At 35.2% G+C, this 17,179-nt stretch carries 12 protein-coding genes; 7 read left to right on the top strand and 5 right to left on the bottom strand.

Annotated features, from left to right (window positions below; all coding sequences use genetic code 11):
- Nucleotides 1-19: 19 nt before the first annotated feature.
- The 3 genes from P256_RS00970 to clpB all read right to left on the bottom strand — a co-directional run bounded on the left by P256_RS00970 (nucleotide 20) and on the right by clpB (nucleotide 5,528).
- On the bottom strand, nucleotides 20-679 hold the full coding sequence (locus P256_RS00970; protein WP_023271802.1) for a DUF421 domain-containing protein: 660 nt from the start codon (nucleotides 677-679) through the stop codon (nucleotides 20-22).
- A gap of 74 nt (nucleotides 680-753) precedes the next feature.
- Nucleotides 754-2,814: a hypothetical protein gene (locus P256_RS00965; protein WP_023271801.1), complete on the bottom strand. Its 2,061-nt coding sequence runs from the start codon at nucleotides 2,812-2,814 to the stop codon at nucleotides 754-756.
- 134 nt (nucleotides 2,815-2,948) lie between these two features.
- Entirely contained in the window at nucleotides 2,949-5,528 is a 2,580-nt protein-coding gene (gene clpB / locus P256_RS00960; RefSeq protein ID WP_023271800.1) for an ATP-dependent chaperone ClpB, read from the bottom strand.
- A gap of 428 nt (nucleotides 5,529-5,956) precedes the next feature.
- On the opposite strand from clpB, the gene P256_RS12920 reads away from it, so the two are divergent.
- The 3 genes from P256_RS12920 to P256_RS00945 all read left to right on the top strand — a co-directional run bounded on the left by P256_RS12920 (nucleotide 5,957) and on the right by P256_RS00945 (nucleotide 9,692).
- Nucleotides 5,957-6,466: a nucleotidyltransferase family protein gene (locus tag P256_RS12920; protein ID WP_265596951.1), complete on the top strand. Its 510-nt coding sequence runs from the start codon at nucleotides 5,957-5,959 to the stop codon at nucleotides 6,464-6,466.
- Nucleotides 6,467-6,552: 86 nt separating this feature from the next.
- Nucleotides 6,553-8,742: a TonB-dependent receptor gene (locus tag P256_RS00950; RefSeq protein ID WP_023271798.1), complete on the top strand. Its 2,190-nt coding sequence runs from the start codon at nucleotides 6,553-6,555 to the stop codon at nucleotides 8,740-8,742.
- A gap of 143 nt (nucleotides 8,743-8,885) precedes the next feature.
- Nucleotides 8,886-9,692: a peptidoglycan DD-metalloendopeptidase family protein gene (locus tag P256_RS00945; protein WP_023271797.1), complete on the top strand. Its 807-nt coding sequence runs from the start codon at nucleotides 8,886-8,888 to the stop codon at nucleotides 9,690-9,692.
- Between the two features lie 29 nt (nucleotides 9,693-9,721).
- Here P256_RS00945 and P256_RS00940 read toward each other — a convergent pair whose 3' ends face one another.
- The gene (locus tag P256_RS00940; RefSeq protein WP_023271796.1) at nucleotides 9,722-10,144 is read right to left on the bottom strand and encodes an OsmC family protein; all 423 of its coding nucleotides are present in this window, start codon (nucleotides 10,142-10,144) and stop codon (nucleotides 9,722-9,724) included.
- Nucleotides 10,145-10,286: 142 nt separating this feature from the next.
- On the opposite strand from P256_RS00940, the gene crp reads away from it, so the two are divergent.
- Complete coding sequence (gene crp, locus P256_RS00935; protein WP_023271795.1) at nucleotides 10,287-10,982, top strand: cAMP-activated global transcriptional regulator CRP; 696 nt, start codon at nucleotides 10,287-10,289, stop codon at nucleotides 10,980-10,982.
- A 63-nt stretch (nucleotides 10,983-11,045) separates the two neighbouring features.
- Nucleotides 11,046-12,095: an NADP(H)-dependent aldo-keto reductase gene (locus P256_RS00930; RefSeq protein WP_023271794.1), complete on the top strand. Its 1,050-nt coding sequence runs from the start codon at nucleotides 11,046-11,048 to the stop codon at nucleotides 12,093-12,095.
- 43 nt (nucleotides 12,096-12,138) lie between these two features.
- Here P256_RS00930 and P256_RS00925 read toward each other — a convergent pair whose 3' ends face one another.
- Nucleotides 12,139-12,921 (bottom strand): M48 family metallopeptidase, encoded by a 783-nt coding sequence (locus P256_RS00925; protein ID WP_023271793.1) that lies wholly within the window; start codon nucleotides 12,919-12,921, stop codon nucleotides 12,139-12,141.
- A 748-nt stretch (nucleotides 12,922-13,669) separates the two neighbouring features.
- Here P256_RS00925 and P256_RS00920 point away from each other — a divergent pair.
- Together P256_RS00920 and mgtA are read left to right on the top strand one after the other, a co-directional pair.
- A complete protein-coding gene (locus P256_RS00920; RefSeq protein ID WP_023271792.1) occupies nucleotides 13,670-14,329 on the top strand; it encodes a hypothetical protein in 660 nt (219 codons plus the stop codon).
- A 90-nt stretch (nucleotides 14,330-14,419) separates the two neighbouring features.
- Nucleotides 14,420-17,173, top strand: coding sequence for a magnesium-translocating P-type ATPase (gene mgtA, locus P256_RS00915; RefSeq protein WP_023271791.1), 2,754 nt, complete (start codon nucleotides 14,420-14,422; stop codon nucleotides 17,171-17,173).
- The last annotated feature ends 6 nt before the right edge of the window (nucleotides 17,174-17,179 follow it).

Below are 17,179 nucleotides of genomic sequence, written 5' to 3'. Positions count from 1 at the left end.
AAGATGGTCTAGTGAAATACTAGATCATCTTTTCATGTACAGAACCATCATTTAAGATAAAACGTAACTTCTTATTCCAAAATTCCGCAATAAATATATCTTCTAAATCTAAGTTGAACTGAGCAATTTGCATCATCAACCAATATTCATTTTTTTTAATATGCTCTAGTTCATTGGTTCTTAAAGTACCTTCTTTAATAAGAATAACTGAAGGCATTTTTGAAGGGTCACAGATGACAGTGAGCTGACCATTCGGCTCAATTTGTGCATAATATACTTCTTCAAAAGAATATATTCCTTGCGAATGCAGTTGTGAAATAATATTAATAATATCAATCTTATTTTTCTTTTTTAAAATATTATTCATTAGAAAATTACTATTTTTTATAATAGGTATAGGCTCACCAATAGTAAAATTTCTCAGTAAATATACATGCTTAGAAATATAATTAAGAACAGAAATCAAACAAACGCCGATTAAAAGTACCAAAATATATTCATAGAGAGGAATCGCCTGCGTATAAATAACACCACCAATAATTCCTCCCAATACAAAGTTTCCAATAAAGTCGACTGGTGTCATTTGAGAAAGTTGTGTTTTTCCTGAGATATTCAAATGAACAATAACAATGAAAAATCCAATAATAAACTTAATCAGAACAAGACAATAAAAAATCATTTTTCTCGTATGCCATGCAAAATAATCTAAAAATTTAATTGATTTTCATCGGTAAATTGACAGCATAAATTGCTTTAAAATACCAAATGTCGCTCAAAAATAGGAATCGTCTGTTTCATCCATAGTGGTAGATTACCTCTAGAGACTTTTATTCTTTTCTTATACTGTATTTTTTTCATAAACCAACCTGTGGGTTGAATTAAATTTGCATACAATATTTGATAACGCTCATTCACTGGGTCTAAAGAAACCGCATTACCCCCCCAATAATAAGCTAAGTAAAGATTTCTTTCTATTCCTAACCCGTAATATGCTGCGTAAGCATAAATATATGCTATTTGCGCAAGTATAGCTTTATTAAATTTATATTTTTCTAACAATGTAGGAAAGTAAAATTGAAGCAGCAATGTTTTTTCATGTTCATCTTGCAATATAAATTTTGCATGTCCATAACTCACTTCAGCTTGAACTAAGTTATGGTGAACTACTTCTTCTAAGTATTTAAAAGCCTCTTCTGCAAAGTGTATTCTCATCTCTTCATTTAGTTCATCTAGACTCTTTTCTAAAAGTCTTTGTCCTTGAATCATTAAAGCATTTGTATCCTTACATAAAAGTGCTTTTTCCAACCAATCTTGGGCATGCTTTAAATTAATATATTGGGGTACATTAAAATGAAAAAGTTTTCCTGAATAAAGGCTAAACAAATGCATCATACTTGGTGTATGTCCTGCATTTGCAAACTGTATAAGCTGTTTTATTAAAGCGTCATACTCACCACTCAATAATAAATATTGCCATGCTTCTTCTAATTGCGCATTAAATTGATGGTGCGCTCTCTTTTGCCAAATTTTTTCAAAACTAATTTGAAGGTCTTGATCTACTCCCCAATCTGGTACATCCAATAGTGCGAGGCTTAACGTCATAAAGCTAATGTTATATTGCCATATACAAATTAATGACAATACTTTCCCTCGAAGATGAGCATCATCTATGAAAGGTAAAGTTTTATCTGAAAATAATAAAATAAGCTGTTTTAAAAAAGCATGGTGTAAAGACACCTCGCTTTGAAATTCTGGAGCGTAATCCAATACAATACTTTGCGCGAGTTGATATATTTTCTGTTTTATTTGCGCTTTTTCTGATGTTTCAACACACTCACTGTCTAAATATGCTTGATAAAATAAAATTTGTTGAACATAACAGTCAACCATTTGTCTTTTCGACAAAACCAATGTATTAAAATATCCGATTAATTCTTGAGCATTTTTTATTTTTTCTAGATATAATCCCTCTGAAGAGGAAAATATTTGCTTAAATTCGTGAATATAACGAAGATAATAAATTTGCTGTAATAGCAAATGAGATTGTTTTTGACAAATATCTTGATATAAAAAAAGATCAACCTCTCTATAATTACCATTATATTTATGAAGTAAATTAGAACAGTAACGAGAAAAAGCCATCACTGACACCTGACGCTCAATACTTAGATTAAACCAATAAAGACTAGGCTGATTGTACTCTTCATCTACAGGTTCTCTGAGTGCTAAACGTAGTGGTACTCTAGAAGGAAGCTCACCCAATTGTTGATAAAAAATATTTAATGCCTGATTTGAATACTCACCTACATTAAAAGCATAATCCTTATATATTTTTCTTAAATCACAAACTTCTAATGTTTTTTCATATAAGTCCATTAAAGAAATATAAATATCAGGCGCAAAAATATTATGCTCTAAAGCCTTTAAATACCAATACGTACTTACACCAACAAAAAGTTTTCTTATCTCACTAAAATCTGAGTTATTATAATCATACTGTATTGCAGCTTCCACCCAATAGTCCCCTAAAAGAATACAAATTAAAAACCCTTCATCAGCCATTACCCATGTATTCAATAGCTGAAGATAAGACTCTTGATCTAAATCAAAATTAGAAAATAAAATATCAAAACTTCTCAGCAAGACGGCATCTTCATACAATGGAAGATCATATTTCTCAATATACTTTAAATTATTCTGATAAATGACTTGATAGTACTGATTCACACGACGGAAATCATGCTTTTCTATAAACGTACTTAATAAGTTTTTTATTTTTATAAAACGGTCAACCTCAGATGAAATATTTTGCATGTCCATCTCATATTGTTGCTGCTTCCTGATGACTCAGTGTAACACATTCACTAGATTGACGTTTTCTTTTCTTTAACTGATAAGAGGTCATAAAAAAATCCCACCAAATATGTTGATGGGATTTTTAACAGATTTTAGCTCAACTTTATTTTATCAAATATTAAGTGGTCATCCTCACCACGAATCACAATATTGTCACCCGCTTGAAAGTCTGCACCCAATATTTTCTGCGCCAATGTATTTTCTATTTGCTGTTGAATCGCACGTTTCAATGGACGTGCGCCATAAATTGGATCAAACCCTGCCTCAATCAATACATCGAATGCACTGTCATCTATAGTCAAACCAATTTCGCGCTCTTCTAAACGTGAGCGTAAACGAGCGAGTTGAATGTCTGCAATACCACGAATTTGTGACTTTTTCAGTGCATGGAAGATCACAAGCTCATCAATACGGTTAATAAACTCAGGACGGAAATGCTGACTTACCGCATTCATCACTACTGTTCGCACTTCATCTTCAGAAGCATGATCACCCAGCTCACGTACATCTTGCGAGCCTAAATTAGATGTCATCACAATAACCGTATTTTTAAAGTCGATAATACGACCTTGTGAGTCTGTTAAGCGACCGTCGTCTAATACCTGTAAGAGTATATTAAAAACATCAGGGTGTGCTTTTTCTACTTCATCAAACAAAATAACGCTATAAGGTTTACGGCGTACAGCTTCAGTTAAAACACCACCTTCCTCATAGCCAACATAACCCGGAGGAGCACCAACTAAGCGACTCACAGAGTGTTTCTCCATAAACTCACTCATGTCTATACGAATCATTGCATCATCACTGTCAAATAAGAAGTTTGCCAATGCTTTGGTCAGTTCTGTTTTACCTACACCCGTTGGACCTAAGAACAAGAATGAACCGCTTGGTCTATTCGGGTCTGATAGTCCTGCACGAGAACGGCGTACTGCATTTGAAACGGCATGTACAGCTTCATCTTGCCCAACCACACGATTATGCAAGAATGACTCCATTTGAAGTAGTTTTTCTCGCTCTCCTTGAAGCATTTTAGCCACAGGAATCCCTGTTGCTGCACTCACAACCTCTGCAATTTCATTTTCCGTTACTTTAGTTCGAATGAGTTTTGGCTCTTCATTTTCTTCAACAACTTCATCTTGCTCTAGTGCTTTTTCAAGTTCAGGAATTTCGCCATATTGCAAACGGCTTGCTTCAGCCCAATTACCTTCACGTTGTGCTTTTTCAAGTGCAATACGTGCTTGATCAAGCTTCACTTGTGCTTGTTTTGTACCTTCAACGAGTGTTTTTTCTTTGCGCCAAACTTCCTCTAAATCATCATATTCACGTTGTAGCTCATCAATTTGCCCTGTTAATAGTCTTACCTCGGCTTGACTACCTGAATCCTCATCTTTTTTCACTGCTTCAAGCTGCATTTTCAACTGAATAATACGACGATCTAACCGATCTAAAGATTCAGGCTTAGAGTCAATTTCCATTTTAATACGTGATGCAGCTTCATCAATCAAATCAATTGCCTTGTCAGGTAACTGACGATCTGTGATATAGCGATGTGACATTTTCGCTGCTGAAATAATTGCAGAGTCCAAAATTTTTACACCATGGTGGACTTCATAGCGCTCTTTTAGACCACGTAAAATCGCAATCGTATCTTCTACACTTGGTTCATCGACTAACACTTTTTGGAAACGACGCTCTAATGCTGCATCTTTTTCAATAAATTGACGATATTCATCAAGCGTTGTTGCTCCCACACAGCGAAGCTCACCACGTGCAAGCGCAGGTTTAAGCATATTACCCGCATCCATTGCACCATCCGTTTTACCTGCACCAACTAATGTATGAAGTTCATCTATAAATAAAATGACTTGACCATCTTGTTTAGCAAGATCATTTAAAACGGCTTTTAAACGCTCTTCAAACTCGCCACGGTATTTTGCACCTGCTAGTAATGCACCTAAGTCTAAAGATAAAACACGTTTACCTTTGAGTCCTTCGGGTACTTCACCATTGACAATACGTTGTGCTAAGCCCTCAACGATTGCAGTTTTACCCACACCTGGCTCACCAATCAGCACTGGATTATTTTTAGTACGGCGTGAAAGGACTTGTACAGTACGACGAATTTCTTCATCGCGACCAATGACAGGGTCAAGTTTTCCTGCCAGTGCACGTTCTGTTAAATCAATCGTATATTTATTTAATGAGTCACGTTGTTCTTCGTAGTTATCACTCATGACTTTTTCATTTCCTCGAATATGTTCAATTACACTACGTAGCTGTGCTGTTTTTACACCAACATCTGACAAAATTGCTTTTGTAGAAGCAGTTTCTGTCATCGCAAGTAAAACCCAATCTGTAGATAGAAAACCATCACCTGCTTTTTGTGCATGCCGATCTGCTAAGTTAAGAACTTTTACTGCATCAGGGTTTAAATTGACATCACCTGTTGGCGTTGCAGTTGTTGGTGCATTATTTAAAGCATGAGTGAGTTTTTCTTTCAGTTCAGGTAGTCGAGCACCTGCCTGTTGTAAAAGACTAATATTTGCAGAATCTTCAAGTAATACTGCCAGAATATGTATGGCATCTATTGCTGTATGATCTTTGCCTGTTGCTAACGACTGTGCTGTCGTTAAAGCATTGGTTAGCCCTTTTGTGAATTTCTCAAATTGCATTGTTTTTATCCTCACAAATTTTCATTTAAATTATATATAAGGTCTTGGTTCGTAATTTCAACAATATATTTTTATATTTCAATTAAATAGATTTACCTTTAATACAAATAAAGGACTATATAGATATAGGTACGATGTCCTATTTTTCAATAGTTGATGCTAAAATTTAATGAATAATTTAGAGAAATCGAGGAACCATAGATTGAATCATCAATTAGAACGAGCCTATCAAAATCAACTTAAAAAATTTATTTTAAGTCATAAAGAAATATTGAGCATCTTAAAGGAATTGGTAAAGATAAATCATGATTGCTATATCTGTGCAGGTATTATCCGAAACAGTATTTGGTCACATTTACATGTGATGTCATGAAAAAATTACTGAAATTGATGTTATTTATTATGATTCAAGTGATGTGAATGACAAAGTGCAACATCATATAGCATATGCATTACACAAAAAATTTCCTTTTTATGAATGGGATGTTGTTAACCAAGCAAAAGTACATTGTTGGTACAAAACCGACCCAAATGAGAGTATAGAACCATTATGCTCTATTTGGCATGCACTTTCTTTATGGCCAGAAACAGCAACTGCGATTGCAATTAGATTAACGCAAGATCATAAAATCGAAGTAATCGAAGTAATCGCACCTTTTTGGCTCGTCGATCTATTTGATTTAAAGCTACGTTGGAATAAAAATCTAGTCAGTGAAAGTGTATTTAATCAAAGAATAATCCGTAAGAATTTTATAATTCGATGGCCTAATCTAACGATAGAAAAGCCTTTCAAAGCAGGTGTATTTCTAGAAGAAAAACCTACTTATAAACTAATCCAACATGATGAGTTTCTTTTTAAGTCTTTAATTGGTATAAAGATATTTAAAACATTTTCAAAAAAATCATTTAATATTAAATTTTTCTTAAAAAAATCATGAAATATGGATAGATTATGAATATAATCTGCGACACAAATTATAGCTAATGATAATTATTAGCATTAATATTAGTCCTAGGAGTTACCATGTCACCCACACATCCCCCTTTATTTAAATTGAGCCTGATTGCATTACTTATCTCTCAAGTTCAAATGACATGGGCAACTGAAGTTGAGTCAAATACAATTTCAACGCTTCCTACAATAAAAATTGAAGCGATGAGTGAGTTAGATCCTGTTAAAAGCTATATTGATTATGACGAAGCCAATGTTTCACGCAATGGACTAAAGAAAAAAGATATCCCTCAAACCATAGATACCATTGACGTACAAAAATATAAAATCTATGGCACAAATGATTTAAGTGTCATGCTACAAGGCACGCCCGGTGTTTCTACTAACTACGATATGCGTGGTGATGGAATTACTATTCGCGGTTTTAATGCAGATACTGGTGATATTTATCGAGATGGTATCCGTGAAAGTGGACAAGTACGCCGCAGTACAGCCAATATTGAACGCATTGAAATCTTAAAAGGCCCTGCATCTGTACTTTATGGTCGTAGTGCTGGTGGCGGTGTTGTTAACATGGTGAGTAAAGAAGCAAACTTTAAGTCTAAAAGCACAGTTGGTATATATGGCGGTTCTTGGAACAATAGAGGTACAACTTTAGACTTAAACCATATTATTAATGATAATTGGGCTACCCGTCTCACAAGTGAATACTCAGAAACTGATAGCTTCCGAAAAGGGATCCACAATCGCCAAACTATGGTTTCTCCAAGTATTACTTATCGAAACGATGATCAAACTGTTAAATGGACAACTCAATATACTTACGACAAACTGCACCGCATTCCAGATCGTGGGCCTGACTTTACAATTCTCCCTTTAGGTACATCTATCAAAATGGGCTATGCACAAGATGGGGACTATGTAAATGACGAATTACAAATGGTAAGAACTGATCTAAAATATGAATTCTTACCAAATTGGAAATTCCACTGGGCATTGAGTTATAGAGAAGCTAAACAGAACTTTGACCATTTTTATGCAGGCTCAATGTGTACAACCAATGTCAAACCAACCGCAAAAAATGCGGGTTGTTATCAAGGGTATATTCAACAAATTTACTACTGGCAACAAACTGCAAATAAAACAACAACCAATACATTTGATATTTCGGGTGAGTTCAATACAGGAAGTATCAAACATAATTTACTTATAGGTTCAGATATTTCTTATGAACAACGTGAGCCTTATTTAGCAAATACCAATAAAGATGGCTCTCTCATCTATGGGTTTGTAAACCCATTGACAGGTGAACGTCTAAGCTCTCGTGGATCGGGTAACTTACAATATAACACTCACAATTATAGTACAGGCACAACATACGGCGTATTCTTACAAGACCTTATTTCTTTAAATGACCAGTTTAAAGTCATGCTTGGCCTACGTTATGACTACTATGACTTTGCCTCAGATAAATATATTGGTAAAGACAAAAGTGGGAAAATTATTCCTATTTCAGAGCATCGCTCCCAAACCAATGGCTCAACTAGCCCAAATATTGGTTTTGTATGGCAGCCAAATGAAAACCACAGCTTCTATGCGTCATATAGCAAAAGTTTTGCCCCTTTTGGTGGCTCAATGGCGGTAAATGCTGTACCATCAGATCAAACTGCTGTCTTAAATGCTGCGCCACAATATAATGAACAATACGAAACAGGTATAAAAAGTACATGGTTAAATAACCGCCTCAATACCCAATTCTCTATTTATGATATTCGTAAAAATAATATTCGCTATCAACCCGATTCCCAAAACCGTCCTGACTATTGGGCTGTTGCAGGTCAACATGAATCGAAAGGTCTGGAGTTTAGCTTTATTGGACGCTTAATAGATAATGTCTTTGTCCGTGGTGGTTATGGTTATACCGATGCAAAAGTGAAAAAAGATAAGGCAACACCAACAAATGTTGGAAACACGCTACCATTAGTTGCAAAAAATACAGGTAATCTGTTTATTCGTTATTTACCTACAGACAATGTTTATCTCGAAACAGGTGTCACTTATATGGGTTCTCAATATACAGGTATTACCAACGCCACTAAGATTCCGGGATTCAACCGCTTAGATGCTGCGATTGGTTATAAAAATGAGCATTGGGGTATTACTGCAGCAGTAAACAACATAACAAATACGTCTTATTGGCGCTCAATTTCCATGCCTGGAACACCTCGTAACTTTCTTGTACGAATGAATTATGAGTTTTAATTAATCTATAAATATTACGATGAGTTCAACTCATCGTAATATTTGCTTTTAGCCCTATAACAATTTAAAACTAAAACAATCAGACAAAATAAAAAAATTATCGTTAAATAATAAATATCTATCATTGTGGATACTTATAACGAATGCATAAGAAAAACTTAAAAACAATATGTACATTGCTTGCAATACTTCCAAGTACTGCCCTATTTGCAGCATTACCACAAAACTCACTACGACCTGGTGGTATTGCAATTTTGCCTATTCAAAATAACGTACAAGATATCTACTACCAAAAGCACCGTGTATTAACAACCGAAGAAAATGGTCAAAAATATGCTGTTGTCGGTATTCCACTTTCTACACCATTGGGTACTTCCGATGTTGAAACGAATCAAGGAAACATTCCCATACAGATTCAGTCGTATCCGTATGCCGAGCAACATATTCAACTCAAAAATACAAGCTTTGTAGAGCCATCTAGTGAGCAGCTTGCGCGTTACAAAAAAGAAGCCGAAGCACAAAATAATATTTATACATCATTCACTCAGAACACATGGCACACTTTTCCAAACTTTATTGCACCAACACAAGGTAAGTTTAGCAACTCTTTTGGTAGAAAAAGATTTTTTAACAATGAAGAGCGTGCACCACATTCAGGTTTAGATATTCCCGCACCTGTTGGGCAGAAAGTTATTGCGCCCGCAGATGGCACAGTAGTAGGAATAGGAAATTACTTTTTTAATGGTAATACGATCTTAATTGACCACGGGCAAGGACTCATTAGTATGTTTTGCCATCTAAGTAAAATAGAAGTACACCAAGGACAAATCGTACATCAGGGTGAAGAAATTGGTAAGGTGGGTAAAACAGGACGTGTTACAGGACCTCACCTACATTGGGGGATGAGTTTAAATGATGCACGTGTCGACCCACAGTTATTCTTAAAATAAATCATAAAAAAGCAGCTTACGCTGCTTTTTTATTCAGCCTCGACAACTTCAAAGTCATGTGTAATTTCGACACCACCATCGGAAAGCATTTTACTGGCTGAACAATATTTTTCAGCCGATAACTCCACTGCTTTTGCAACTTGCTTTTCTTTAACAGCACGACCAGTCACAACAAAATGTAAGTGTATTTTTGTAAATACAGCAGGAACTGTTTCTGCACGGTCTGCTTGCAACCGACACTGTACATCTGTCACATCTTGGCGAGCTTTTTTTAATATGGTCACAATATCAAATGATGCGCATCCCCCTAATCCCATTAAGATTAGTTCCATTGGTCTCGCGCCACGGTTTTCACCACCATAGCTTGGTGCACCATCCATTATTACTGTATGACCACTATCTGATTTGGCTTCAAATGCAACATTTCCAAGCCATTGAACTGTTGACTGCATTGCAACTACCTAAAAAAAATTATAGATTACATATTCGTTTAAAAGTACACTAACACACTTTCTTCCACAAGGAATTTCCACACATTCAGTCATGAATGAGAGACATGTATATGTCTTATACTAAATATTGGAACAAAGAATCATGGTAGCTAATTTCTCCCCTTTTGCAAATGATGCACTCTCTCCCAACCAGCTCCCTGAATCGATCAAAGCCTTATTAAAACTGGCGAATATTAATCGTTATGCAAAACGCACAACCATTATTGAAGCTGGCAAAGAATCCAAATCACTTTACCTTGTTCTAAAAGGTTCAGTATCCGTTGTCTTACGTGAAGATGACGAGCGCGAAATTGTCATTGCATACTTAAATGCAGGCGACTTTTTCGGTGAAATGGGTCTATTTGATAATGAGCCACATCGAACTGCTGAAGTACGTACTCGTGAAGTGTGTGAGATTGCGGAAATCTCTTACGAACATTTTACAAATTTAAGTAGGGAATACCCTGACCTTAATTATGCGATTTTTGCACAGCTAACACGTCGCTTAAAAAATACAACTCGCAAAATGACAGACCTTGCATTTATTGATGTTACAGGTCGTATTGCACGTTGTTTAATTGACCTTGCACATCAGCCTGCTGCAATGCTTTTACCAAATGGACGTCAAATCCGCATTACTCGCCAAGAAATCGGGCGTATTGTTGGATGCTCTCGTGAAATGGTTGGGCGAGTGCTCAAAACATTAGAAGAGCAAGGCATGATAGAAACAGAAGGCAAAGCAATCTTAATCTATGATAGTGCTTTAGAAAGCTCAGCCGATGAGATTAAAGAAAACTAAAATACAAAAAAGCAAATCTCAGGATTTGCTTTTTTTTCGAATAAAATATATTAGAGGTTTGCAATGAAATTCAACCCACTTTCAAATACAAATATACAACTTCCTGAAATCTGCTTAGGTACAATGACTTTTGGTGAGCAAAATACACAAGCAGAAGCCTTTGAACAACTAAACTATGCACTCACTCAAAATGTCTACTTTTGGGATACAGCAGAAATGTACCCCGTGCCACCAAAACCTGAAACTCAAGGACGTACAGAAGAAATACTTGGTGAATGGTTTAAACAAAATAAAAATCGCGATAAAGTTTTTCTAGCTTCTAAAATTGCAGGGCCTAGTTTTGGGGGATCACACATTCGTGAAGGTCAAACCCGTTTTAATGAAAAATACATTAAAGAAGCACTTGATGGGTCTTTAAAGCGGCTAAATACAGACTATATAGATTTATACCAACTACACTGGCCTGAGCGCTCTACTAACTTTTTTGGAAAGCTAGGCTACGGCAATGCATTAGCAGAACAAAATGCTGAACTCACTGCCTTTGAGGAAACCTTAACTGCACTACAGCAAGAAATTAAAAGTGGTCGTATTCGTCAAATTGGTTTGTCTAATGAAACCCCATGGGGAGTAATGAAGTTTTTACAGATTGCAGAAAAATTGAATCTACAAAAATTTGTTAGTGTACAAAATCCTTATAATTTATTAAATCGCACCTATGAAGTTGGTATGTCCGAAATTGCAAAATATGAAGGCATTGGATTACTTGCATATTCTCCACTTGCTTTTGGTATGCTTTCAGGGAAATATAGACATGGTCAAAAGCCAGAAAATGCGCGCATTAGCCTATTTTCTCGTTTTACACGCTATACAAATGCCCAATGTGAATGGGCAACAGAGCAATATGCTCAACTTGCTGAAAAGCATGATTTAAGCCTTACACAACTCGCTCTTGCATTTATAAAACAACAATTTTTTGTAACCAGTACTATTATTGGTGCAACAAACTTAACGCAACTGAAAGAAAATATTGATGCGTTCTCTATTAACCTAAATGATGAAATCCTAGAAGGTATTGAACTTATTCATAAACAACAGCCAAACCCTGCTCCATAAAAATTACTAAGCAGAAAGAATTATCTTTCTGCTTTTTCTATGATTAATGTTTAGTTTGATTATAAAGTGCCATAGCAATTGGTAAGTTTCTTTGCATTGCTTCTATACGCTGCATATTCGATGGATGAGTAGAAAGAAAGCTTGCCCCTCCTTGTCCTTCTAGTTTATTCATTTTTTCCCATAGCGTAATTGCAGCCTGTGGGTTATACCCTGCTTTTGCCATAAGCATTAAACCACCATAGTCAGCTCTAGTTTCCAAGCTTCTAGAATATGGTAATCCCACACCTACTTGACTACCTAAATCTAAAGCTGCCGAGCCAAATTGTCCCAAACCCTGCCCTGCATAACTCTTACCTAAATTGACAGCAAGGTTAGTTAATGCATCTGCACCAATTTTATTTTTAGAATGCTCTTCTAAAGCATGTGTCATTTCATGCCCCATAACAGCGGCAATTTCTGCATCTGTCAAATTAAGCTTATTTACGATACCTGTGTAAAAAACAACTTTGCCACCCGGTGCAACATAAGCATTTAACGTATCAGATTTTAAAACTGCTAACTGCCATTTAAATGGTTGACCTGTCTGATTAAGCTGATTTGCATAAGGCTCCATACGTTGCAGTACAGTATAGATACGCTGATAAGTATTTGATGATGTATCTAAAATACCTTTTTGCTGCGCCTCTTGTGTCATCTTCACAAAACTTTGTGCTGAACTTGCATTTAATGTTGCTGAGTCTGCGCCAGACATATCTGCAATGGTTGTACAACCCACGCACCCTAAAGTAAGAGAAAAAGCAATGCTGCATTTTATTTTTTTGATCATAACTCTCATTCCATAATATTTTCATTATTATACTTCGAACCACATCAATTTATAAAAATAAATATTCTTAAATAAAGCTTAAAAAACAATTTAATTTCCAATATTAAAAAAATATTATTAATATTAATTTATTCTAAATAATAAATTATTCCTAAAATACATTAGATATATTGTAGACAATTTTTATTAATAGCTAAAAAATAAAAATAAAAAATTAATTAAAAATAAGGTATTGTTTTATATAGTAATTTTATATATTAAATTTCAATAAATACTAGAAAATAAATAATTAGACACAATAAGATATTATTTAAAAGTTAAATTTTTATGAAATAAAAAATACAAAAAAAATAAATTAAAATATTTATAAAAGAATAAAGATAATCTGAAACTAATTTATAAAAATATAAAAAAGGCTATTGTATAATTTTTTTTACAATGTATACTTTAGGCAATTTTTAGAGATGCGGAGACCCTCTGTGGGAAGTTGTTCGAGGTTTAGGTGTAATTATTACACATTGATGAACTAATCTTGTAAGCATAGCAACAGCACCTCTTTGGGCAAATGCTATCTTGCAATGAGATAGCATAATCAAAATATTACTAAATCAAATTTTATTTAAATCAAATAGAACTTACAGCAGCTATATTCGATAGATATAGATTCTGTGCGCTCTCATATCTGCTTTAAATAATACTACTACTTGCCACTCAGGTTATATTCCGCCTCAGCTATGAGGAACGAGGCATGTTTCACTATATTTTTACACTGTCACTATATATCAGTATTATTAGCATTGCTGTTGCGGCTCGCTTTGCGCAAGCCACACCTCTATACAATACTGATGATGCACAAATTACACCCGAAAAATCTTGCCAATTAGAAATTGGTCAAACCTTTTCAAATGATGATCAGCAGCTCAACTTAAGTCCTGCCTGTACATTTAAAAATCTCGAACTTACTGTACCTATCACACAAGATAGTGGTCAAACAACGTATGCAGCCCAGCTAAAACATCCTTTTTATGCATCTGATAAATTTGGTGTTGCTTTAAGTGGACTTTATCAACCATCTCAAAATGGTGCAGATAGTCAGTGGGTTGCAAATCTTCCAGTCTCTTTTTACAACCTCTATGGCAATGTGCAAGTAAATGCAAACCTTGGTTGGGTACAAGAAGAACATAACCAAGGTCATTTATCATGGGCTATTGCTGCAATCAAACCTATCACTGAAAGACAGCAAATTGGGCTTGAATATTATAAGCAACCTCCCGAAAAAGCTAAACTGCAAGCTGTTTGGGGCATTGACATTATTCCTGACAAAACAAGTTTATATCTATCCTATGGCCAAAGCCTTGTATCATCAACATCGCGTTGGTTTGGCTTAGGATTAAGCATCGCAATTTAATTAAGACGTAATACTTTTCACATTATCCTAGGGCTTAATGTAAAAACTAAGCCTTACAGACAGTTTTTGTCTAAAATAAGGAGAACCCACATGATTCGTAATCTTTGGGAACAGCTATTTTCACGCTTTTTAAAAAAATACCGCCTTACACGTTACTTCTCAAAATCTGCTTCACTTGATGAGTTGCAACAATCTAGCTACGCACAACAAGTGAGTGAACAACTTACAAAGACTTTGAGACATGCATCAGAAGCACCTGTCGAAGAACTTATTCATGAAACAAACTCTCATATTGATGGTCTTGATGAAAAAGATGCTGAACTACGCCAAAAACAACATGGTTTAAATGAGCTTCAATCTGAAAAACCATTGGCATGGTGGCAACACCTTTGGTATTGCTACAAAAACCCATTCAATATCTTGTTAACCCTTTTAGCAATTATTTGTGCATCTACTGATGATCTTCGCGGCACGATTGTGATTTCATCAATGGTTGTAATTTCGACTGTCTTAAGATTTTGGCAAGAAGCAAAATCAAATAAAGCTGCCGATACACTTAAATCTATGGTAAGTAATGACGCCTCTGTTCTCAGAAGAAATACTGGCTCAAAATTTACAAAAGCAGAAGCAATTAATGCCTCTCAACAAAGTAAAAATTTATTTGATATCCCAACAAAATATCTAGTCCCTGGCGATATCATTAAACTATCAGCAGGTGATCTTATCCCAGCCGATTGTAGATTGATCGAAACAAAAGATTTATTTGTTTCACAATCTGCTATGACTGGCGAATCGATGCCTGTAGAAAAGTTTGCGACACATCAATCTGAAAATAACAACGATACCATGGCACTTGATAATATTGCCTTCATGGGTACAAGTGTTATTTCTGGTACAGCAACTGCGATTGTAATTACCACAGGGAATCAGACTTATTTTGGTGCTTTAGCGAAACGTGTCACAGATAATGATCAAGTTACAACATCATTTCAAAAAGGTGTAAATAGCGTAAGTTGGTTGCTTATTCGCTTTACGCTCATCATGTCACCTATTGTATTTTTTCTAAATGGCTATATGGCAGGAAGCTGGAGCGATGCATTTCTATTTGCACTTGCAATTGCAGTTGGCTTAACACCAGAAATGTTACCAATGATCGTAACATCTACACTTGCGAAAGGTGCTGTATTTTTATCTCGTAAAAAAGTAATTGTTAAACGTCTAGATGCAATTCAAAACTTTGGCGCAATGGATGTCTTATGTACAGACAAAACAGGTACATTAACACAAGATAAAATTATTCTTTCTAAACATACTGATGTGATGGGTAAAGTATCTGAGCCTGTTCTTTTGCTCGGATATATTAATAGCTACCATCAAACAGGTCTTAAAAACCTACTCGACCTTGCAATTTTAGAGCATGCAAGTTCTGATATCAAAATGGATAAACTCAGCTATACCAAGCTTGATGAGATTCCTTTTGATTTTAATAGACGTCGTATGTCTGTTGTTGTAAAAACACCAAAAAAACAAGCACGTATTGTTACTAAAGGTGCTGTAGAAGAAATGCTCAACATCTGTAGCCATGTTGAGATCAACCATGAAATTGTTCCTTTAACGCCTGAACTTTCAAAAACAATTATTACCAATAGCCAAAACTATAACAAAGATGGTTTACGTGTTATTGCAATTGGTTATCGTGATAGTGAAGTTGAGCAAGATAAAACTTATAGTATTAAAGATGAACATGACCTCATCTTATCTGGGTTCCTTACTTTCTTAGATCCACCAAAAGACAGTTCTATCAAAGCAATTGAAGCATTACACAAGCATGGTGTGACTGTTAAAGTGCTTACAGGTGACAATGAGTTTGTTACACAAAAAGTTTGCCAAGAAATTGGTTTACCAAGTGAGCACATTGTACTTGGTGAAGATATTGATCGTATGTCAGCTGCTGACTTCAAAGAAGCTGTTGAAAAATATCAGATCTTTGCAAAGTTAAACCCTATGCATAAAGAGCGTATTGTTACTCAGCTAAAAGAAAATGATCATGTTGTTGGCTTCTTAGGTGATGGTATTAATGATGCTGCTGCATTACGTACGGCAGATATTGGTATCTCAGTAGATACAGCCGTAGATATTGCAAAAGAATCTGCCGATCTCATTTTACTTGAAAAAAGCTTAATGGTACTTGAGCAAGGTGTGATTGAAGGTCGTCGTACATTTGCTAATATTCTAAAATATATCAAAATTACAGCAAGCTCTAACTTTGGTAATGTTTTCTCTGTTATGATTGCAAGTGCATTTATTCCATTCCTACCAATGTTACCAATCCATCTATTAGTACAAAATTTACTATATGATGTATCACAAATTGCTGTGCCTTTCGATAATGTTGATGAAGAGTCTCTTGAAAAACCTCAACGTTGGGAAGCAAATGGTATTGGTCGTTTCATGATCTTCTTTGGACCAATCAGTTCTATTTTTGATGTTGCAACTTTCTTACTCATGTGGTACGTGTTTAAAGCCAATACACCTGATCACCAAACTTTATTCCAATCAGGTTGGTTTATTGAAGGATTGCTGACTCAAACACTGATTGTTCATATGATTCGTACGAAAAAAATACCATTTATTGAAAGTTGTGCTGCTCTTCCCCTTCTTGCTATGACAGCTGTTATCGTTATGATTGGTATTTTCCTCCCAATGGGACCTCTAGCAAGCTACTTCTCTTTACAAGCTTTACCTTTAACATACTTTATCTATTTACCAATAATTCTATTGGCATACATGGTACTTACTCAGCTTCTTAAAAAGCTATATGTTAAACGTTATGGATGGCAGTAATTTAAA

It is taken from the genome of Acinetobacter nectaris CIP 110549 (assembly GCF_000488215.1).
GTDB lineage: Bacteria > Pseudomonadota > Gammaproteobacteria > Pseudomonadales > Moraxellaceae > Acinetobacter > Acinetobacter nectaris.
This window is presented reverse-complemented; position numbering and strand designations above follow the sequence as displayed.